This is a genomic window from Kitasatospora sp. NPDC001132, assembly GCF_053598415.1.
This window is the reverse complement of the sequence record NZ_JBSFKF010000007.1, coordinates 264,755-284,341: the sequence shown is the minus strand read 5'-3', so window position 1 is coordinate 284,341 and position 19,587 is coordinate 264,755. Positions and strand designations below refer to the sequence as shown.

The following is a 19,587-nucleotide window of genomic DNA, read 5'->3' as shown; positions in this document are numbered from 1 at the left end:
TCTTCGCTCAGGTCGTAGCTGCTCACGTGGTGACCGCTCCCTGACGGCCGGCAAGACCGCTCGGGGCGGTCCTATGTCGGATCACGGACGTCACTGCTTCGGGCAGGAGTTGGCCCGGCTGAGTTCCTCTTCGCTCAGCGGGGCCTGGTCGCCCTGCGCGGCGCCGGCCGGAGGGGTTGCGTTCGGTGCCGGGGTGGGTGCCACCGGGGTGGTCGGCGTCGGGGTGGTCGAGGGTGACGCGGTCGGAGCCGCGGCCGGGCCACGGTTCTTCTCGGTCGGGGTGGGCGTCGTGGCCAGGTACACCGCCTGGGTGGCCGGCGGCGTGGCCGGGGTGTTCGCCCGTGCGGCCCGCTGGCAGAGCTGGACCCAGCCGTCGAGCTCGTTGACCGTCGACTGGGCGTCCTTCATGCTGCCGACCGAGATGGTCTTCTTCACGTGGGCCTGCTGGTCCTCGGGCAGCCACTTCAGCTGGATCTTGCTGTACGAGGAGTGCACCGAGGACAGGCTCAGACCGGCCAGGTTCTGGTTGATGCCCTGGTAGATCGCGACGTGGTCCTCCTGGGTGCCCACGTAGTACTGGTCCTGGGTCCACTGGTAGCCGAACCAGCCGGCGCCGCCGAGCAGTCCGAGCGCGACCAGGGCGGCCAGCGAGATCGTCAGGCCCTTGCGCTTGCGCTTCCTGGGCCGCCCCTCGTCGAAGTCCTCGGTGCCGTACACCGAGGGCTCGCCGGAGCCGTAGCCGTACTCGCCCTCGTACCCCTCGGCGGGGCCGAAGCCGCCCTGCGCGCCGTAGCCCTCCTCGTAGCCCTCGGCCGGGCCGAAGGCGCCCTGCGGGCCGCGGCCGAGGCCGGCGGCGCGGCCGGCCGGGGTGTCCGCGATCGAGCGGTCGGCGGCGGCCGAGGACGGCGGGGCGTCGGCGACCGCGCCGACCACCACCGGGACGTCGTTGAACTGGCCGCTCATGGTGTCCGTGGCGCCGACGTCGATGACGTCCGCCACGATGCAGGTGATGTTGTCGGGACCGCCGCCGCGCAGCGCGAGCTGGATCAGCTCCTGCACGGTCTGCTCGGGCGCGTAGTAGCTGCCGAGGGTGTCCTGGAGGGTCTGGTGGCTGACCGGGCCGGAGAGGCCGTCGGAGCAGATCAGGTAGCGGTCGCCGGCCCGGACCTCGCGGATGGACAGGTCGGGCTCGACCTGGCCGCGGCCGTCCAGCGCGCGCATCAGCAGGGAGCGCTGCGGGTGGGTCTCGGCCTCCTCGGGCGTGATCCGGCCCTCGTCGACCAGGCGCTGCACCCAGGTGTGGTCCTGGGTGATCTGCACCAGGGCGCCGTCGCGCAGCAGGTAGGCGCGGGAGTCGCCGACGTGCACCAGGCCCATCCGCTGGCCCGTCCACAGCATGGCGGTCAGGGTGCAGCCCATGCCCTCCAGCTGCGGGTCCTCCTCGACCATCTGCCGGAGCCGGTCGTTGGCGCCCTGGACGGCGTCGCCCAGCAGGGTCAGCAGGTCCGCGCCCGGCACGTCCTCGTCCAGCCGGACGATCGAGCCGAGCACCTCGGAGGAAGCGACCTCGCCGGCCGCGGCGCCGCCCATGCCGTCGGCCACGGCCAGCAGCCGCGGCCCGGCGTAGCCGGAGTCCTCGTTCCCCTCCCGGATCAGTCCCTTGTGGGAGCCGGCGGCGAAGCGCAGCACCAGGGTCATGCGACCTTTGCCCCCCTCTGGGTCATGGACGGGATGCTGTCCCTCATGCGCTACTACTTCCGCAGTTCGATGACGGTCCTGCCGATACGGATCGGCATGCCCGGCTGGAGCGGAGTGGGCGCGGTCAGGCGCTGCCGGTCCAGATAGGTGCCGTTGGTGGAGCCTAGATCCTCGACCGTCCACTGCCCAGTCTGATCCGGATAGATCCTGGCATGCCGGGAGGACGCGTAGTCGTCGTCCAGCACGATGGTGGAGTCGTGCGCGCGGCCGAGCGTGATGGTCTGGCCCTGCAGCGCCACCGTGGTGCCGGCCAGCGAGCCCTGGACCACGACGAGCTGGGTCGGGCCTCCGCGGCGGCGCCCGCCGCCGCCCTGGGTCTGGCCCGCCGCCGGGCCGGCCTGCGTCGGCGCCGCGGCCCGCGCGGCGGTCGCGGTGGCGGCGCCGCCACCGGTCGTGGCGCCCGCGCCGCGACGGGAGGACCGCGGGTTCACCTTGGTGCCGAACAGGTCGCTGCGGATCACCTGGATCGCGACGATGACGAACAGCCACAGCACTGCCAGGAAGCCCAGCCGCATGACCGTGAGGGTCAGTTCTGACATGACCGTCCCGCCAGTCGGTGAGCGAGGCGCGCGAACAATTCGGACACTACCCTTCGACCTGCCGGTAGACGATGGTGGTGGAGCCCACGACGATTCGCGAGCCGTCGCGGAGCGTAGCGCGCTGGGTGTGCTGTCCGTCCACCACGATGCCGTTGGTGGACCCCAGGTCGAGCACCATCGAAGGGGTGCCGGGGCGGATCTCGGCGTGCTTGCGGGAGACCCCGGGGTCGTCGATCCGCACGTCCGCCTCGGTCGACCGGCCGAGCACGCAGGCCGAGCCGGTGATCTGGTGCCGGGAGCCGTTGACCTCGATCCAGCGGCGCACCGCGGTGCCGCCGTGGCCGGCGCCCGGGAAGGCCCGGACGTTGCCGCCCGCGGGCGGACCCGGGGGCATCGCGGGGGGCGCGGCCGGCGGCGGGGGCGCGTTGTACTGGCCGGCGCCGGGCTGCTGCCACGGTGCGCCGGGGGCCGGAGCGGCCGGCGGGCGGTCGTACCCGGGCTGCGGCGGCGCGTACTGCTGCTGCGGGGGCTCCTCGGCGGCGAGGGTGCGGCTGCGCACCCGGTACAGCCCGGTGTCCAGGTCGTCGGCCTTCTCCAGGTTCACCTGGAGCGGGCCCATGAAGGTGTACCGCTGGGCCTCCGCGTACTCGCGGACCATGCCGGCCAGCTCGGTGCCGAGCTGCCCGGAGTAGGGGCTCAGCCGCTCGTGGTCGTGCGGGCTCAGCTCGACGATGAAGTCGTTCGGCACGACGGTGCGGTCGCGGTTCCAGATGCTCGCGTTGTTGTCGCACTCGCGCTGCAGCGCGCCGGCGATCTCCACGGGCTGGACCTCGGACTTGAACACCTTGGCGAAGGTGCCGTTGACGAGACCCTCGAGCCGCTGCTCGAACTTCTTCAGCACTCCCATGGGGCACCCCCTTCCAGGGTTCGTTCGCCTGCCTGCCGGCCGGATCCCGCCCGGGACCCGGTCGCGCCTCCTACTTGCGGTACTTCCGTACTGATCGTATCCACGCCGGGCCCTTCCGTACGGTTCCCGGACCGTGTGGTGCCCGGGGGTGGGCTCGGACACACAGGGTGACGCATTTCGGGTACGGCACGCCAGACGTCCCCGCCGGAGCACCCTTCCGGCAGTCGTGCGGGTGTTCGTCGGGCATCGGTTCGGATGCCGTAGGCCTCCCCGGACAACGGATTCGGAGTAGTCCCCCAGGTCGTGCTAATGTTTTCCACGTCGGAAGGGCCGCCCGGAAGGGAGGCCGGTCCAAGGAGGCGCGAAGTACCGATGGTACCGAGCGGTTCGGAAGATCGGTCGGCAACGAAGACGACACCCATGCGCGGGTGGCGGAATAGGCAGACGCGCTGGATTCAGGTTCCAGTGCCCGAAAGGGCGTGGGGGTTCAACTCCCCCCTCGCGCACAGCGAAGCCCCGCAGATCTACGGATCTGCGGGGCTTTCTCGTTCTCGGCCGGAAGGCCCGGGCCCGGCCGCACCGGTTTCGGGGGCGGGCCGGATCAGCCGTGGCCGGCCGGGAGCTCGGCGCGGACCTCGAAGCCGCCGTCCGCGGTCGGCCCGGCGGTGAGGGTGCCGCCCAGCAGTTGGGCGCGCTCGCGCAGGCCGACCAGGCCGTGGCCGCCGCCCGGCAGGGTCTCGGCCGGGTGCACCGGCGGAGCCTCGTTGCGGACCTCGACCCGCAGCCGGCGGCCCTTCGCCCGGACCCGCACGTGCACCTCCGCGTCCGGGGCGTACTTGGTGATGTTGGTGAGCGCCTCCTGCACGGTGCGGTAGGCGGCCCGCTCCACCGCCTCCGGCCACGGGCGGTCGCCGGGGACCAGCTCGGTGTCGGCGGCCAGGCCGCTCTCCTCGATCAGCCGGGGCAGGTCGGCCAGCCGGGGCTGCGGGGCGAGCGGGGCGTCCGGCAGTCCGCCGGTGCCGCGCAGCACCCCGACCATCTGGCGCAGCTCGTCCAGGGTCCGTACCGACAGCTCGCGGATGGTCCTGGCGGCGGTCACGGCGGCCGGGTCGGGGCTGCTCACCTGGAGCGCGCCGGCCTGGATGCTGATCAGGCTGACCTGGTGCGAGACCACGTCGTGCATCTCCCGGGCCAGCCTGCCGCGCTCGCTGATCAGCACCCGCTCGGCCAGCAGTCGGCTCTCCCGCTCCTGGCCGCGGGTCAGCTCGTCCAGGCGGACGGCCAGTTCCCGCCGGGTGCGGGCGAGCAGACCGGTGGCGGCCGGGCCGGCCGCCAGCATCACGGCCTGGATGGCGTCCAGCGCGGTGGCCCGGCTGAGGTCGATCAGGTTCGCGGGCAGCGGCCAGTGGAAGAACTCGACCAGGGCGAACAGGATGCCGCAGGGGATCACGATCCGGGGGCGGGGGCGTTCGGCGGCCACCGAGTAGACGGCCGTTATCGGGGCCAGCCAGATCTCGTCCACCCAGCTGCCCGGCATGGTGAGCAGCAGCGCCGTCACCGGGAAGCGACGGCGGAGGAACAGCGCGACGGCGGCCAGCGTGGACAGCGCCACCTGCCACCAGGCGGCCTCCCGGGCCACCAGCGCGGCGTCCAGCAGGGAGTACAGGACGGGCAGCAGCAGCATCAGCCAGGGCGCGGTGCACCAGGCCGGCAGCCGTCTGGACGGCAGGTGGTCGGCGGCCGTCATGCCCCGTCGCCGGGCTTGGGCCGGACCAGGCCGGCCCGGTGGGCCAGTACGGCGGCCTGGACCCGGTTGGCGGCGCCGAGCTTGCCGAGGATCGCGCTGATGTGGTCCTTGACCGTGCCGGTGCCGAGGAAGAGCCGGTCGGCGATCTCGGCGTTGGACAGGCCCTCGCCGAGCAGCGAGAGCACGTCGAGTTCCCGGCCGGTGAGGGTGCGGGCGAGCGCGGTGGCCTCGGCGTCCGGGCCGCCGCCGTCCACGTAGCCGCCGATCACGGTGCGGGTGACGGTCGGGGAGAGGATGTTGCCGCCGGCCGCGAGCACCCGGACGGCGTGCACCAGCTGGTCGGGGGCGGTGTCCTTGAGCAGGAAGCCGGCCGCGCCGGCCCGCAGCGCGGTGCCGATGTACTCGTCGGTGTCGAAGGTGGTGAGCATCGCCACGGCCGGCGGGTCGGGCAGGGCGCGCAGCCGGCGCAGCACCGAGATGCCGTCGAGGTCGGGCATCCGGATGTCGAGCAGCACCACGTGCGGGCGCAGCCGTTGGACGTGCTCCTCGGCCTGCCCGCCGGAGCAGTCGCCGACCACCTCCAGGTCGGCGGCGGAGCCGACGATCAGGCCCAGGCCGGAGCGGACCAGGATCTCGTCGTCGACGATCAGCACGCGGGTGGTGGTGATGGTGCCTCCTCGGTTCGGGCGGCCGGGTCGGGGCGGTCCGCGTGGGGTCGTCTCGAGAGTAGGGGCTACGGAGGCGGGGTGCCGAACGTCCGGGGGGTGTGCACCCCCGCCGTTCGGCGGGGGTGGGAATCCGCTACCCGGTTCACGCAATTCTCAGCTTCGGTGGTGAACCATGGAGTTGGCTGACTCTTTTCCGGCCGCTTCTCCAATCGGGCGGTCGGCCGGGGGAGGTCACCGGTCAGTCCGTCGGGCCCGAGCGGGCGCCCGGCGCCGGGCCGTTCGCGGATGCGCCCCACCATCTGATCGTTTGGAATTGAGCTGTGTCGTCCACTGTGAAGTCGGAGCCGTCCGCCACGTCCCACGGGCCCCGTACCGGAGACGTGCTCGACCGCTGGCGCCCGAGGGCCGCCGCGGCCTCCGTCTGGTACCTGCGGCTCATCGCGCTGCTGAACGTGGCGACGGTGCTGCTGGTTCCCTTCCGCGACCAGGTCTACGAGCACAACGAGGGTGAGTACTTCACCCCGTACCTGATGACCGCCGGCCTGGGCAGCGCGGTGCTGTCGGTGTTCCTCGCGATCGCGATGCGGCGGCGCAAGCGCGCCGCGTGGATCTTCAACACGGCGCTCGGCGGGATGTTCGCGCTGCTGTACCTGGCGGCCATGCTGGTGCCGTCCGAGCGCTTCGACACCCACCCGCTCAACTACATCTCCACCGTCCTGACCTGCCTGTTCGTGCTGGCGCTGCTGATCGGGCGCAGGGAGTTCACCTCCAAGGGGGACAGCTCCAACCCGAAGACGGCGGCGGCCACCTTCATCGGCGGCCTGGCGTTCGGCGGCGGTGTGGGCGCGCTGCTGGTCTGGCTGACCAACGAGCTCTCCGGCGCCGGCTTCTGGGACCTGTTCCGGTACTCGGTCGGCCGGATGATCACGATCACCCCGTCCGAGCACCTGCGCTCGGTGATCGCCGCACCGACCTGGGTGAACGCCGCGATCAACGCCATGGGCGCGGTGCTCTTCCTGCTGGTGCTGTACGTGGCCTTCCGCAGCCCGCGCGGCAAGGAGCTGCTCACCGCCGAGGACGAGGCCAGGCTGCGCGGCCTGCTGGACAAGCAGGGCGAGCGGGACTCGCTCGGCTACTTCGCGCTGCGCCGGGACAAGGCGGTGATCTTCTCCCCCAGTGGCAAGGCGGCCGTCACCTACCGGGTGATCGGCGGCGTCTCGCTCGCCTCGGGCGACCCGATCGGCGACCCGGAGGCCTGGCCGGGCGCGATCGACGCCTGGCTGTCCGAGGCCCGCGAGCACGCCTGGGCGCCGGCCGTGATGGGCGCCTCCGAGGAGGCCGGGGTGATCTACGCCCGGCACGGGCTGGACGCGCTGGAGCTGGGTGACGAGGCGATCGTCGAGCTGGACGAGTTCTCGCTGGACGGCCGCGCGATGCGGGTGGTCCGGCAGGCCTACAACCGGGTCAAGCGGGCCGGGTACACGGTGCGCATCCGCCGCCACGAGTCCATCTCCGATGCGGAGATGGCCGAGCTGGTGGCGAAGGCAGACGAGTGGCGCGACGGGGCGACCGAACGCGGCTTCTCGATGGCGCTCGGCCGGCTCGGCGACCCGGGCGACGGCCGCTGCGTGATGCTGGAGTGCCACGACGGGGACGGCGAGCTCAAGGCGCTGCTGAGCTTCGTGCCGTGGGGCCCGGACGGGCTCTCGCTGGACCTGATGCGCCGGGCCCGGGACACCGAGAACGGCCTGATGGAGTTCATGGTCATCGAGCTGCTGCAGCGGGCCGACGAGGTCGGGCTGAAGCGGGTGTCGTTGAACTTCGCGATGTTCCGCTCCGTTTTCGAGCGCGGTTCCCGCCTCGGCGCCGGTCCGGTGCTGCGGCTGTGGCGTTCGACCCTGGGATTCTTCTCGCGCTGGTGGCAGATCGAGTCGCTGTACCGCGCCAATGCCAAGTACCGGCCGATCTGGGAACCGCGCTACCTGCTCTTCGAGAAGAGCAGCGAAATTCCCCGGATCGGCATCGCGAGCGCGCGCGCCGAGGGATTCATCGTCGCGCCGAGCCTGCCCGCCCTGTTCCGCCGCCGGCACGCCCGGGCCGCCGTGGTGGCGCCCCGGGTCCCGGTGACGGCCCGGGACGGGAAGGGGTAGCCCTCCGTCGGGGGGCGGAGGGAACCGGTCGGTCGAAATGGGGGGCCGATGGGGGTATTGCCTCCCCCCAGAGGATGACGCGGCTCCCCATCCGTGCCGATGTGGCTTTGTCAGCGGGCTTCTAATGTTGGAGTAGTCGAGAGTCCGGGGATTCGGAGAAACGGTTGTGATTCACAGGACCCACGCGGGGGGCGTGCGAAAGGGGCCGCTGGCAATCGTCAGATCGGCCGCTGTCGCCGAGTGGGGAACGTTGTTCGTGACGGTCAGGGACGCGGTGGTGCGAAGGAAGTTCGCCGCCGCCCCGCTGGCCACGGTGGCGACGTTTCTGATCCTGCTGTTCAGCATCGTCCAGCACCTGCCGGGCGGCGAGCGTTTCGTCAACAACATCGGGGTGGTGCGGGCGGCGCTGCCGCTGGAGGTCTCGCTGCTGCGGACCCCGCTCTCCCTGTACGTGCCGGCGCTGGACCTTCCGGTCTGGGGGGCGCTGGCCCAGGTGTTCGTGGTCTTCGCGATCGCCGAGATCGTGCTCGGCCGGCGGATGACGCTGGTGGTCGCCTACACCTGCACCCTGGCGGGCACGCTGTTCGCCCGGGTCGGCGTGGCGATCGGCCCGCACCACCTGTTCGGCTTCCCGAAGTGGGTCGCCTACGTGCGGGACACCGGGCCCTCGGCCGCGGTGGTGGCACTGGCGATCTGCGTCGCGTTCCGCAGCCGGGCCTGGTGCACCGCCGGCCTGGTGGTCGCGGTGATGATCGGCGAGGCCGTCGTGCTGCCCAACCTGGCGGGGCTGGAGCACGTGGTCGCGGTGATCACCGCGCTGCTGATCGCCGTCTCGGTCGAGGTCTTCGGGGACTTCTGGCCGAGGGTGCTGGCCGGGGTCGGCGCCGCCACCTCGGTGGCCGCGGCCGCCTCCCGGGAGGTCGCGGTGGAGGCCCGGCGGCGCCGCTCGGCGGGGGCCGTCATCCCCTGACGGGCGTTGATCGCGCTTCGCCGGCCGCGTACGGGTCCCGTACGCGGCCGTTCGGCGTTCCGGACGGGCCCCGCCGCTCCTAGGCGTGGGGGAGCGGTAGTTCGAACCAGACGACCTTGCCCACCGCCTTGCGGGCGGTGCCCCAGCGTTCGGCGAGCTTGGTGACCAGGGTGAGGCCGCGGCCGGTCTCGCCGAGCTGCTCGGCCGGTTCCAGGGAGGGCAGGTTGTGGTTGTCGTCGCTGACCTCGACCAGCAGCTTGTCCACCCGGATCAGCTGGAGCTTCACGGTGTCCCGGGCGACCCGTACGGCGTTCGTCACCAGCTCGCTGACCAGCAGTTCGGTGGTGTCGCTGAGTGCCTCCAGGTGCCAGCCGGCCAGCTGTTCGCGGACCAGCGAGCGGGCCCGGCCGACCTCGCGGTGGTCCACGGTGAGGTCCCAGGTGGCCACCTCGGACGGGGCGACCCCGTCGAAGCGGGCCACCAGCAGGGCGACGTCGTCCTTGCGGTCGTCCGAGTGCAGCCGTCGCAGCACCTCGTCGCAGGCCTGCTCGGGGCTCTGCTGCGGGTCGATCAGGTTGCCGCAGAGCGCGGCCAGGCCGGCTCCTATGTCCCCGCCCCGCACCTCGACCAGGCCGTCGGTGCAGAGCACCAGCATCGAGCCGTCCGAGACGTCGATGGTCTTGGCGACGAACGGCACCCCGCCGACGCCGATCGGCGCGCCGGCCGGGATCTCCAGTAGCTCGCCGGTGCCGTCCGGGTGCACCAGGACGGGTGGGACGTGGCCTGCGCTGGCCAGTTCGCAGGTCCGGTTGATGGGGTCGTAGACCGCGTACAGGCAGGTCGCGAGGTGGTCGTCGCCGAGCTTGTGGGCCAGGTTGTCCAGGTGGCGCAGCAGCTGGCCGGGTGGGAGGTCCAGGGCGGCGAGGGTCTGCATGGCGGTGCGGAAGCGGCCCATCGCGGCCGCCGAGTGCAGGCCGTGGCCCATCACGTCGCCGACCACCAGGGCGACCCGGCTGCCGGGCAGCTGGATCGCGTCGAACCAGTCGCCGCCGACCTCGGCTTTCGGATCGCCGGGCAGGTAGCGGTGGGCGACCTGCACGCCGGGGATCTGCGGCGGGCGGGTCGGGATCATGGAGCGCTGCAGGGTGGTGGCGACCCGGGCCTCGGCGCGGTGCAGCCGGGCGTTGTCCAGTGACAGCGCGGCGCGGACGGCCAGTTCCTTGAGGGTCGCGGCGTCGCTCTCGTCGAAGGGGGCGCGGTCCGGCAGCCGGAGCAGCTTGAGGATGCCCAGCACGGTGCCGCGGGCGGAGAGCGGGACGACCAGCATCGACCGGCCGGTCACCACCGGCGCCAGCCGGGCGCCGCCGAGGGCGATCGCGTAGTCGACCGCGACGTCCGGGCTGACCACAGGGACCAGCACCGGCTGGTTCAGCTGCAGGGCCATCCCGGGCGGGGTGCGGCGGGGCATGCTGACCAGCGAGCCCTCGGAGAGCACGTGGTCCCAGGCGCCGCCGGTCTCGTTGTAGACCAGGGCGACCCGGCGCAGCATGGTGTCGTCGTCCGGGCGGGCGGCCGGCAGTTCGGAGTCCGAGATCAGCCCGTCCACCAGGTCCACGCAGGCGAAGTCGGCGACCCGGGGGACCAGCACCTGGCACAGCTCGTGGGCGGTGAAGCCGAGGTCCAGGGTGGTGCCGACCTTGCCACCGACCTCGTTCAGCAGGGCCAGCTGCTCGCCGGCCTGCCCGTTGGTGAGGAAGGGGCCGAGCCGGCCGCCGGGCGGGCCCTCGCCGGTGGCGGGGGCGGGGACCGGGACGGTGGCGGGCGGGCGGCCGTCGGTGGTGGACGGCTCGACGGCGGTGTACTCGATGGCGACGGCTCCTGCGGTGGGCGGTGGCACCTCCCGGCCGGTGGCGGGGGGAGGGACGGTCGGGCCGCCGCCCGCCGCGCCGGCGACGGCGGGCACCGGCCGGACGGCGGACTGGGCGGCGGGGCGTTCGGCGGCCTCGCGCTGGACGGGCAGCGGGCCGGTCGGCCGGCGGCCGGGGGCGCCCTGCTCGGGCTGCGGCGGCGGTCCGACCCGGGCGGCGCGCTGCTGCGGCGTCGGGTAGCGGCGACCGAGACCGGCGGCCGCGTGCGCCGTACCGGTCTGCGCGTCGGCGGGCAGCACCGGCAGCACGGTGGCCGGGTCCAGCCGCAGGGCGGGCAGCCCGCCCCGCTCCAGCGCGGTCAGCAGCGCCGTGCGGTGGGCGGCGGGCAGCAGCCGGGCCAGGTGCTCCGGCACCGGCCGGCCCGCCGGGGTGAGCGCCGCGGCCAGGGTGTGGAAGCCGCCCCGGGCGCCGGGTGCGGCGGTGAAGGGGAGCAGCCGCTCGCCGAGCGCCAGCCGTGGCCCGGTGGAGCGCAGCGGGCGGGCGTCGGCGGCCAGCGCCAGCAGTCCGCCGGCCGGGCCGGGCAGCGGGTAGGCCCACCAGAGCACGTCGCGCTGGTGTTCCTCGCGGTCGGTGACGGTCAGCCGGCCGGTCCAGGGGCGGCCGTCGGCGGTCCGTTCGGCGAGGGTGGCGAAGGTGTCGCAGTGGCGGCGTACGGAGCAGCGTTCGCGCACCCGGGACTCCAGGGCGGGCAGCAGGCCGCAGGCCGGGCGGTCGTGGGCGACGTCGGCACGATGGCCGAACAGCTCCTCGGCGGCCCTCCCCCACTGGGTGATCCGGCCGGACCGGTCGACCAGGACGGGGGCCAGCCTGACCAGGGCGGCCACACCCGTCGGGTGGTCGCCCGGCGCGGTTCCGTCGCCCGCCGGCCGCGGTGTGGAGTTGGACTCGGCCACCATGGATTCGCTCTGCTCCCGCCTGGCCGCCGCGCCCGGGGGCGGCCGTATCTCCGGAGGAAGGCACGCTGTGCGGATACCAGCGAAGCACGGACCGGGCCGGGCTCGACACCGAAACGGGGAGATTCCTCAGGATCGGTTGCGTGTCGCGTGCCGCGCGCCGGTCCGCGCCTCCGGTTCATCCGGACGAGGCCCGCGAACACGGCGGTAGGGTGGCAGGCCGGACCGCCCGTACGAGTGGTCCGCAGGACGCATCCGCCCGGACGAGACAGAGGCGAGAAGTGAGCGCGCAGAGCCCCGCCCGCTGGACGGACCCGGAGCAGCAGGCACTCGAGGAGCGGGTCGCCGCCGCCGAGCTGGCCTGGCTCAGCATGGACGTGGACGTGCAGACGCTGCGGGTCGAGATCGACAACTTCGCGCTGATCCACCACCAGCTGCTCGGCCCGCTCTATGCCCGGCTGGACGAGCTGGACGCGCTGGTCGCCGAGGCCGTGGCGGCCCGCACCGGCCGGCCGGAGGACCTGCGCCGGGCCGCCGAGGCGCGTCGGCAGGTCGAGGAACTGCCCGACCTGGACGCGCTGTTCGACTCGGTGCGGGAGCAGTCGGGCCAGGAGGGCGAGGCGGCCCCGCCGCCCGCCGCGCCCGAGCGGGTGCGGCCCGGCAAGGAGGCCCAGCGGATCTACCGTGAGCTGGTCCGCCGCGCCCACCCCGACCTGACCACCGACCCGGACGAGCAGCAGCGCCGGGCCGCCTTCCTGGCCCGGGTCAACGAGGCCTACGCGTACGGGGACGCGACCGCGCTGGGCGCCCTGGCCGCCGAGTGGTCCACCGCGCCGGAGGCCGCGCCCGCCGTCGACGCCCCCGACCGCGCGGACTGGCTGCGCCGCCGGCTGGACTGGCTGACGGCCAAGATCGCCGAGACCGCCGCCGAGCAGGTCCGGCTGGAGCAGACCCCGATGGGCGAACTGCTCGCCCTCGCCCCGCAGGACCCGGACCGGCTGCTGGAGCAGCTCGCCGAGGAGCTGCTGGCCAAGGCCGCCGAACGGCAGGCCGAGCTGGAACGGCTGCTCGGCGGCCCGGCCTCCGGCGGCCACGGTGCGGCGCCGGTGGGCGACAATGGCACGCACCCCGCCGAACCCCAGGAGAGCCACACGATGTTCCCGCAGATCCCCTCCTCCGACGCCGCCTCCGTGCCCGCCGACGCCGCCCTGCTGGACGTGCGCGAGCAGGACGAGTGGGACGCCGGCCACGTGGACGGCGCGCTGCACATCCCGATCGGCGAGGTGATCGCCCGCCTCGGCGAGCTGCCGGACGAGAAGCTCTACGTGCTCTGCCGGGTCGGCGGCCGCTCCGCGCAGGTCGTCCAGTACCTGGTGCAGCAGGGCCGGGACGCGGTGAACGTGGACGGCGGGATGTACGCCTGGCAGAGCGCGGGCCGTCCCATGGTGAGCAGCACCGGCCAGGAGGCCTTCGTCCTCTGACGGCTCCCCGGCGGCCCGGCGCCCGCCGCCCGCGCCGTGCGGCAGGATGGGCGCGCGAGCGCGCCGGCACCGGGCCGGCGGCGCCCGCCGACCGGGCGGGGAGGCCATGACCGAGACGACGGGCCGGCCGGCTGCCGGGCGGGCCTGGTCCGGGCCCGCGCAGCTGGTCCTCGGCTTCGCCGGGGTGGTGCTGGCCGGCGGCACCGGGCTGTTCCTCGCCGCGGTGTTCCTGCACGTCGCGCCCGCCAACTCGGTGTCCCGGCAGTACCGGGACGAGGTCGACGGCGTGGTGTACCCGGAGTTCGAGCAGAACTGGAAGCTGTTCGCGCCCAACCCCCTCCAGCAGAACGTGGCCGTGGACGCCCGGGTCCGTACCGTCGGGCCCGACGGGGCCACCCGTACCGGGGACTGGATCGGGCTGACCGCGCAGGACGTCGCCGCGATACGGGGCAACCCGGCGCCCAGCCACGTCGAGCAGAACCTGCTGCGCCGGGCCTGGGACTTCTACGACGGCACCCACAACCCGCAGGACGAGACCCCGGCCTCCCCGCGCGGCCGGCTCGCCGAGCAGTACCTCAAACGGATCGCCCTGCAGCGGATCGGCCGGGAGACGGACGGCGGGCGGATCGTGGAGATCCGGTTCCGGTCGACCGCGGCCACCGTCCCGCCGCCGTCCTGGAGCGGCGAGCCCGCGCCGCCGGCGCCCCGGGTGCGGGAGCTGCCGTGGTGGTCGGTGTCGGACGAGGACTACCGGGGGCTGCTCGGATGAACGAGGCGACGGTGCGGGCCGACCGGGCGGACGGGGCCGTGGCGTCCGGCGGGGCGGGGCCGGCCGCCGGTGTGCCGCGGCAGGCCGGGGCGGTGCCGGAGGCGCGCGGGCCGCGGGCGCCGCTGGGGCGGGCGATGGCGGCCTTCACCGGGCGGCCGCTCGGCCGGCACCAGGCCGCGGTGGTGCGGATCGGCTTCGGGCTGGTCTGGCTGGCCCACCTGCTGCGCGAGTGGCCCCACCGCCGGGTGCTGTACGGCGACCGCTCCCCCTGGTCGATGGAGCTGGCCGAGCGGCTGCTGACCGACAACGGGGCGTTCACCGTGCTGCCCTGGTTCGGCGGACGGCTCTGGTTCGAGCTGGTCTACCACCTGGCGGTGCTGGCGGCGCTGGCCGTGCTGCTGGGCTGGCGGACCAGGGCGAGCACGGTGCTGTTCCTGGTCACCGTGCTGTCCCTGCAGAACCGGGACGTCTTCCTCGGCGACGGCGGCGACAACGTCGTCCACCTGATGGCGGTCTACCTGGTCTTCACCCGCTGCGCCGAGGTCTGGTCGCTGGACGCCCGCGGGACCGGGCCCGGGCGGACCGGGGTGGTGCTCTGGGCGGTGCTCGGGGCCGCCCTGGCGGCCTGTCAGTTCGGCGGCTTCGCGGGCGACAGCCTGACCTGGACCGACCGGGCCTTCCCGTACCTCGGCTGGTCGCCGCTGTTCTGGGGGCTCTGGGCGGTGGCCGGGCTGTGGTGGACGCTCGGCCGGCTGCGGCCGGACGGCGAACCGCGGGCGGTGCTCGACGCGCTGGCGAACATGGTGCACAACTGCGCGATGCTGGTGATCGCCGTCGAGGTGGTGCTGATCTACGCCACGGCCGGCTGGTACAAGGTGCAGGGCTCGCGCTGGCAGGACGGCACCGCGCTGTACTACCCGCTGCACCTGGACTACTTCACCCCCTGGCCGGGGCTGTCCGCGCTGGTCGGCTCGGCGCTCCTGCCGGTCTTCCTGATCTCCTACGGCACCGTGATCCTCCAGGTGGCGTTCCCGTTCACGCTGGTCAACCGGCGGGTCAAGAACGTCCTGCTGGCCGTCATGATGCTGGAGCACGCGGGGATCGCGGTGGTGCTCGGGCTGCCGGTCTTCTCGCTCGCGATGATCGCGGCGGACGCGGTGTTCCTGCCGACCGGGGCGCTGCTGTGGGCGGCGGCGCGGCTGAGTCGGATCCGGCGGAGGTCTCCCGCCTAGGATGTCGCTATGTCCTGGTTCGCCGCACTTCGTGACACCGCGCGGACCGGGCTCACCCTGGACCGGGCGCTGACCGACCCCAAGCGGGCGCTGCGCGGGGCGGTCGCGGTGGCACTGGTGCTCTTCCCGACCCTCGCGCTCGGTGGGGTCGCGCTCGCCACCTCGGCCGCGATGGGCGCGTTCATCGCCGGCTCGGCCACCTTCCAGCGCAGCTTCCGGCCCCGGGCCAGCCTCGCCGTCGCGGCCGGGGCCGGACTCGGCATCAGCACCTTCCTCGGCTACCTGGCCGCCGGCGTCCCCGGGCTGTTCCCGGTGCTGCTCGCCGTGTGGGCCTTCGGCGCCGGGCTGGCCTGGGCGATCGGGCCCACCGCCGGGGTGGTCGCCACCAACACCGTCTCCGTGATGCTGATCGTCGTGCAACTCCCGGTCAGCGTGGGGACCGCGCTCGGCCACGGGCTGGTCGCCGCCCTCGGCGGGGTCGTCCAGGCCACCGTCATCACCGTCTGGCCGATCGGCAGCTGGACCGCCCAGCGCGAGGCCCTCGCCGACACCTACGCCGAACTCGCCGACTACGCGAGGAGGTTGCGGCAGGACCCGACCGCGCACGTGGACCCGGAGCCGTTCATGACGGCCCGCCACGCGGCCGCCCTCACCCCCTGGCAGGACCGCCACCGGCCGCCCGAGCTGCGCGGCCTGCGCGGCATCGCCGAGCGCATCCGGCCCACGCTCGCCGCCCTCGCCGACCCCAAGGTGGGAGCCCCCGAGGAGGGGCCGGGGCGGGACCGGGCCCGGGAGGTACTGGCGGCCGCCGCCGAGGTCATGGACGCCCTCGCCCGGGCGATCCGCACCGGCGACCCGGTCCGGCTGCCCCGCTCCGCGCCCTCGCTCACCCTGGTCGACCCGGACGACGAGGGACCGCGGCTCCAGGGGGCACCCCGGCGCTCCGCCCGACGGCTCGGCGGGCTGCTGCGCAAGGCCGCGGACACCCTGGACCGCAACGACGAGGACACCGTCACCACCCCCGTGGTCGGGGCGGGGGGAGCTCTGCACAGGCCGACCATCGCCCGGATGCTGCCGGTCGCGGCGCGGGCCGTACGGCGGCAGCTGCACCCGCGTTCGGCGATCTTCCAGCACGCCGTCCGGCTCGCCGGGGTCGTCACCGTCGCCTACCTGTTGGCCCGGCTCATCGGGTTCCACCACGGGTACTGGGCGCCGATGACCGCCGCGATGGTGATGCGGCCGGACTTCGCCCAGACCTACAGCCGGGGTGTCGCCCGGCTGGCCGGGACGGTGGTCGGGGTCGCCGTCTCGACGCTGGTCGTGCAACTCACCCACCCCGGGGAGTGGGTGCTGGCCGCGCTGGCGGTGGTCTGCATCGGCGGGTCGTACCTGGCGTTCCGGACCGGGTACGCGCTCACCACCGTCGGCATCTCCACGTACGTGGTGTTCCTGCTCGGGCTGCAGGAGGGCAACCCGCTGGTGACGGCGGTCGAACGGGTCGGGCTCACCCTTCTCGGCGGATCGATCGCGCTCGTCACGTACGCGCTGTTCCCGACCTGGCAGACCGCCCGGCTGGGCGAACGGCTCGCCGAGTGGCTGGCGGCGGCCGGACGGTACGCGGGGGCGGTGATCGCCTGCTACGAGAAGCCGGCGGCGCCGCGCGGGCGGGTGGTGCGGAGCGCGCTGCTGGACTCGCGGGAGGCGCGCTCGGAGCTGTACCAGGCGATGCAGCGGGCCGACGCCGAGCCGGGGCGGCACGAGTCCGGACTGGAGGGGGTGAGCCGGCGCCAGATCGACCGGGCCCGGGCGGCGGTGGGGGCCCTCGGGCGGGCGGCGGTGCTGCTGGAGGCCCACCTGCCGGCGGCGGACGCGGAGCCCGTCCCGGGGACGGCGGCGTACGCGGAGGAGCTGCGGCTGGCGACGGCGCTCGCGGCGGCGGCGATGCTGACGGGGCAGCCGGTGGAGTTCCGGGCGGTGCGGGATGCGCAGGTGTGGCTGGAGGAGGGGTTGGCGGTGGCTCCGGCGGGGGTGCAGCGGGATGTGGTGAGGGCGGGGACTCGGTTGGTGGGGCAGGCGCTTCGGGATCTGGAGCGGGCTCTGCGGGGGTCGGCTGGGGAGGGGGGCTTTCGGGAGGGTGGGGGGCCGGGGGCGGCTCCGGGGGTGGGCGCTCCGGGGGCTGGATGATTTTCAGACTGCCAACCCTGGCGGTGGGGTGTTGAGACCGTTGGCAGTCTGAAAATCACCCGCCACGCCCCTCTCCGCACCCACCCCCTCCGCCGCCCCCTCCCGCAGCGCGTCCCTCTCGCTGGGGTGGGGTGGTGGGTGGTTGCTGTGGGTGGGTGGTGTCGTCGACCTCGGGTTGGACGGGTTGGCCCGCGATGTGGGCGGGCCGTTGGGGCGGCCCGGGGAGCAGGTGGGAGAGTGAACGGCATGGACGAGCTGGTGCGTGGGTGGCGGGCGGCCGAGCGGGAGCCGGGGGCGGTGCTGCTGGACGGGTTCCACGCGCTGAAGCACGCGCTGCGGTTCGGCGGCGAGGTGCGGTGGGTGCTGACCGTCGACCAAAAGGCCTTGGCGGCGTTGGCGGGTGAGTTGGCGCCGGATGTCGCTCCGGCGTTGGAGGGGCTCGCGGTGGAGGTGCCGGAGCCGGTGCTGCGGGGGCTGGTGCCGCGGTTGCATCCGACGGGGGTGGCGGCGCTGGCGGTGCGGCCCGGTGCGGAGGCGAACCGGGAGGTGCTGGGGCGGCGGCCGCGGAAGGCGCCGGTGGTGCTGCTGGAGAACCCGCGCAACCTGGGGAACGTCGGGGCGGTGATCCGGCTGGCGGCCGGGTTCGGCGCCACCGGGGTGGTGACCACGGGGGACCTGGATCCGTGGCATCCGAGCGTGCTGCGCGGGAGTGCGGGGCTGCACTTCGCGACCGCGGTCGAGCGGTTGAGCCTGCCGGAGCTTCCGGACGGGCCGTTGTTCGTGCTGGATCCGGAGGGCGAGGACATCCGGGACCTGCCCTTCCCGGACGACGCGCTGCTGGCCTTCGGTACGGAGCGGCACGGTGTGTCGGACGAACTCAAGGCGCGCGCCGACCGGTTGGTGGCGGTGCCGATGCAGCCGGGGGTGTCCAGCTTCAACCTGGCGACCAGTGTCGCGATGGGCCTCTTCCACTGGATGTCGGGGAAGCGCTGAGGCGCGGCGCCCGGGTGGGCACCGCGCCTCGGCGGGGTGTCAGGAGAAGAGCCGGCGCCAGGTGTCGGGGCCCGGGTAGCCGTCGGCCTCGCTGCCGCGCCAGCCCTGGGCCTGCTGGAAGGCCTGGACGGCCCGGCGGTCGCTGTCCGTCCACCGCGGGCCGGGGCCGACGCTGTACGAGCCGCCGAAGCCCTTGCGGACGAGTTGTTCGCCGAGGCGCCGGACGTGGTCGTTGATCTGGCCGGGGCCGAAGTACTGGGCGCCGGGGAAGCCCTCGGCGGTGGGCGGCGGGGGCGGCAGTGGGGTGCCGCCGTTGATGTCGCGGCCCTTGCCGTTGACCAGGTAGTCCCAGGTGTCCTTGCCGGGGATGCCGTCGGCCTCGCCGCCGCGCCAGCCCTGGACCTGCTGGAAGGCCTGGACGGCCCGGCGGTCGCTGTCCGTCCAGCGGGGGCCGGGGCCCGTGGAGTAGAACGCGGCGCCGCCGCGCTGCACCAGCATCTGGCCGAGCCTGGTGACGTACGTGTTGTCGGCGCCGGGGCCGAACCTGTCCGTGCCGGGGAAGGCGGTGGAGGAGGTGCCGCCGCCGTTGCCGTTGCCGCCGGCGGACAGGCCGGTGTAGCGGTACGGGACGTACGCGCCGGAGTTGTTCCAGTACCCGTACGGGGTGGAGCGCTTCTTGGTGGAGGGCCCGGTCTGCTCGTAGGCGACGTACTTGGTGCGGGAGGAGTCGGTCCAGCCGCCGAAGATCGTCACGTGCGAGCCGGCCTGGGGGCTGGCCGGGTTGTTGTAGAGGAGGATGTCGCCGGGCTGGAGGTCGTTCTTGCCGATCCGCTCGGCGAAGCCGGGCAGCGTCCAGGTGGTCTGGCTGCTGTTCAGGCCCCAGGCCATCGAGACGAAGCCGGAGCAGTCCTGGCGGTAGCCGTCCGACCAGTAGCGGCTCATGCTGTACGGCACGCCCTGGTCGACCCAGCTCTGGGCGCGCTGGATGATCTGGGCCCGGGTGAGCGGCGTCGCGGCGGCGCGCGGGGCGGCGAGGGAACGGGCCCCTGGCGCCTGGCCGTAGAGGCCGCTGATCTCGCCCTGGGGGTTCTGCGAGCGGGGGGCGCTGCTGTCGCCCGGCGCGGGGGCGGGCGCCGCGGTGGCGGCGGCCGTCCCGCCGCCGATCGCGGTGCCCATGGCGGCCATCAGCACGGCGGCCCGGCGGCGGACGCTGCGGGCGGCGGCGTGTCCGTCCTCGTGGACCGGCGCGGCGTGCAGCCGGGCGCGTCTGCGGGCGTTGCAGCCCCCGCATATGCAGTCCTCCGCCGGTTCGACGTCGTCGAACTCCATGAGCGGGGACAGGTCGGTCAGGGTCATGCTCCGCCTCTT

General features: G+C 74.1%; 14 protein-coding genes and 1 tRNA gene. 8 read left to right on the top strand and 7 right to left on the bottom strand.

Annotated elements, in window-relative coordinates; translation table 11 throughout:
* Window positions 1-90: 90 nt before the first annotated feature.
* Genes ACWDBE_RS13015 through ACWDBE_RS13005 form a run of 3 tightly spaced genes read right to left on the bottom strand, consistent with a single transcriptional unit; the run spans window position 91 to window position 3,204 of the window.
* Window positions 91-1,698 carry a PP2C family protein-serine/threonine phosphatase gene (locus ACWDBE_RS13015; RefSeq protein ID WP_449787903.1) on the bottom strand — a complete coding sequence of 536 codons (1,608 nt, stop codon included), beginning with the start codon at window positions 1,696-1,698 and terminating at the stop codon, window positions 91-93.
* A 53-nt stretch (window positions 1,699-1,751) separates the two neighbouring features.
* Window positions 1,752-2,297, bottom strand: a complete 546-nt coding sequence (locus tag ACWDBE_RS13010; protein ID WP_449787904.1) for an FHA domain-containing protein FhaB/FipA — start codon at window positions 2,295-2,297, stop codon at window positions 1,752-1,754.
* A 46-nt stretch (window positions 2,298-2,343) separates the two neighbouring features.
* Complete coding sequence (locus tag ACWDBE_RS13005) at window positions 2,344-3,204, bottom strand: FhaA domain-containing protein (protein ID WP_392868713.1); 861 nt, start codon at window positions 3,202-3,204, stop codon at window positions 2,344-2,346.
* A gap of 422 nt (window positions 3,205-3,626) precedes the next feature.
* Between ACWDBE_RS13005 and ACWDBE_RS13000 the strand changes: the two genes are divergently transcribed.
* A tRNA-Leu gene (locus tag ACWDBE_RS13000) sits at window positions 3,627-3,710 on the top strand.
* Between the two features lie 95 nt (window positions 3,711-3,805).
* On the opposite strand, the gene ACWDBE_RS12995 is transcribed toward ACWDBE_RS13000, so the two are convergent.
* Both ACWDBE_RS12995 and ACWDBE_RS12990 read right to left on the bottom strand, forming a co-directional pair.
* Window positions 3,806-4,951 (bottom strand): sensor histidine kinase, encoded by a 1,146-nt coding sequence (locus tag ACWDBE_RS12995; protein WP_449787905.1) that lies wholly within the window; start codon window positions 4,949-4,951, stop codon window positions 3,806-3,808.
* Window positions 4,948-5,601, bottom strand: coding sequence for a response regulator (locus ACWDBE_RS12990; protein WP_234348583.1), 654 nt, complete (start codon window positions 5,599-5,601; stop codon window positions 4,948-4,950). Before ACWDBE_RS12990 ends, ACWDBE_RS12995 begins: the two co-directional genes overlap by 4 nt.
* A gap of 398 nt (window positions 5,602-5,999) precedes the next feature.
* Here ACWDBE_RS12990 and ACWDBE_RS12985 point away from each other — a divergent pair, with 398 nt between their 5' ends.
* Window positions 6,000-7,769 carry a phosphatidylglycerol lysyltransferase domain-containing protein gene (locus tag ACWDBE_RS12985; protein ID WP_449807981.1) on the top strand — a complete coding sequence of 590 codons (1,770 nt, stop codon included), beginning with the start codon at window positions 6,000-6,002 and terminating at the stop codon, window positions 7,767-7,769.
* A 256-nt stretch (window positions 7,770-8,025) separates the two neighbouring features.
* A complete protein-coding gene (locus tag ACWDBE_RS12980; RefSeq protein ID WP_392868717.1) occupies window positions 8,026-8,739 on the top strand; it encodes a hypothetical protein in 714 nt (237 codons plus the stop codon).
* Window positions 8,740-8,818: 79 nt separating this feature from the next.
* Here the strand turns inward: ACWDBE_RS12980 and ACWDBE_RS12975 are convergent, their stop codons facing one another.
* Complete coding sequence (locus ACWDBE_RS12975; protein ID WP_449787906.1) at window positions 8,819-11,563, bottom strand: SpoIIE family protein phosphatase; 2,745 nt, start codon at window positions 11,561-11,563, stop codon at window positions 8,819-8,821.
* A gap of 278 nt (window positions 11,564-11,841) precedes the next feature.
* Between ACWDBE_RS12975 and ACWDBE_RS12970 the strand changes: the two genes are divergently transcribed.
* The 5 genes from ACWDBE_RS12970 to ACWDBE_RS12950 all read left to right on the top strand — a co-directional run bounded on the left by ACWDBE_RS12970 (window position 11,842) and on the right by ACWDBE_RS12950 (window position 18,219).
* Window positions 11,842-13,041 (top strand): rhodanese-like domain-containing protein, encoded by a 1,200-nt coding sequence (locus tag ACWDBE_RS12970; protein ID WP_449807963.1) that lies wholly within the window; start codon window positions 11,842-11,844, stop codon window positions 13,039-13,041.
* A gap of 106 nt (window positions 13,042-13,147) precedes the next feature.
* Complete coding sequence (locus ACWDBE_RS12965) at window positions 13,148-13,810, top strand: DUF5819 family protein (RefSeq protein ID WP_449807962.1); 663 nt, start codon at window positions 13,148-13,150, stop codon at window positions 13,808-13,810.
* A complete protein-coding gene (locus ACWDBE_RS12960) occupies window positions 13,807-15,042 on the top strand; it encodes an HTTM domain-containing protein (protein WP_449807961.1) in 1,236 nt (411 codons plus the stop codon). Before ACWDBE_RS12965 ends, ACWDBE_RS12960 begins: the two co-directional genes overlap by 4 nt.
* 9 nt (window positions 15,043-15,051) lie before the next feature.
* Complete coding sequence (locus tag ACWDBE_RS12955; protein WP_449807960.1) at window positions 15,052-17,226, top strand: FUSC family protein; 2,175 nt, start codon at window positions 15,052-15,054, stop codon at window positions 17,224-17,226.
* A 246-nt stretch (window positions 17,227-17,472) separates the two neighbouring features.
* A complete protein-coding gene (locus tag ACWDBE_RS12950; protein ID WP_449787911.1) occupies window positions 17,473-18,219 on the top strand; it encodes a TrmH family RNA methyltransferase in 747 nt (248 codons plus the stop codon).
* Window positions 18,220-18,258: 39 nt separating this feature from the next.
* Here ACWDBE_RS12950 and ACWDBE_RS12945 read toward each other — a convergent pair whose 3' ends face one another.
* On the bottom strand, window positions 18,259-19,575 hold the full coding sequence (locus tag ACWDBE_RS12945) for a peptidoglycan-binding protein (protein ID WP_449807959.1): 1,317 nt from the start codon (window positions 19,573-19,575) through the stop codon (window positions 18,259-18,261).
* Window positions 19,576-19,587: the final 12 nt, after the last annotated feature.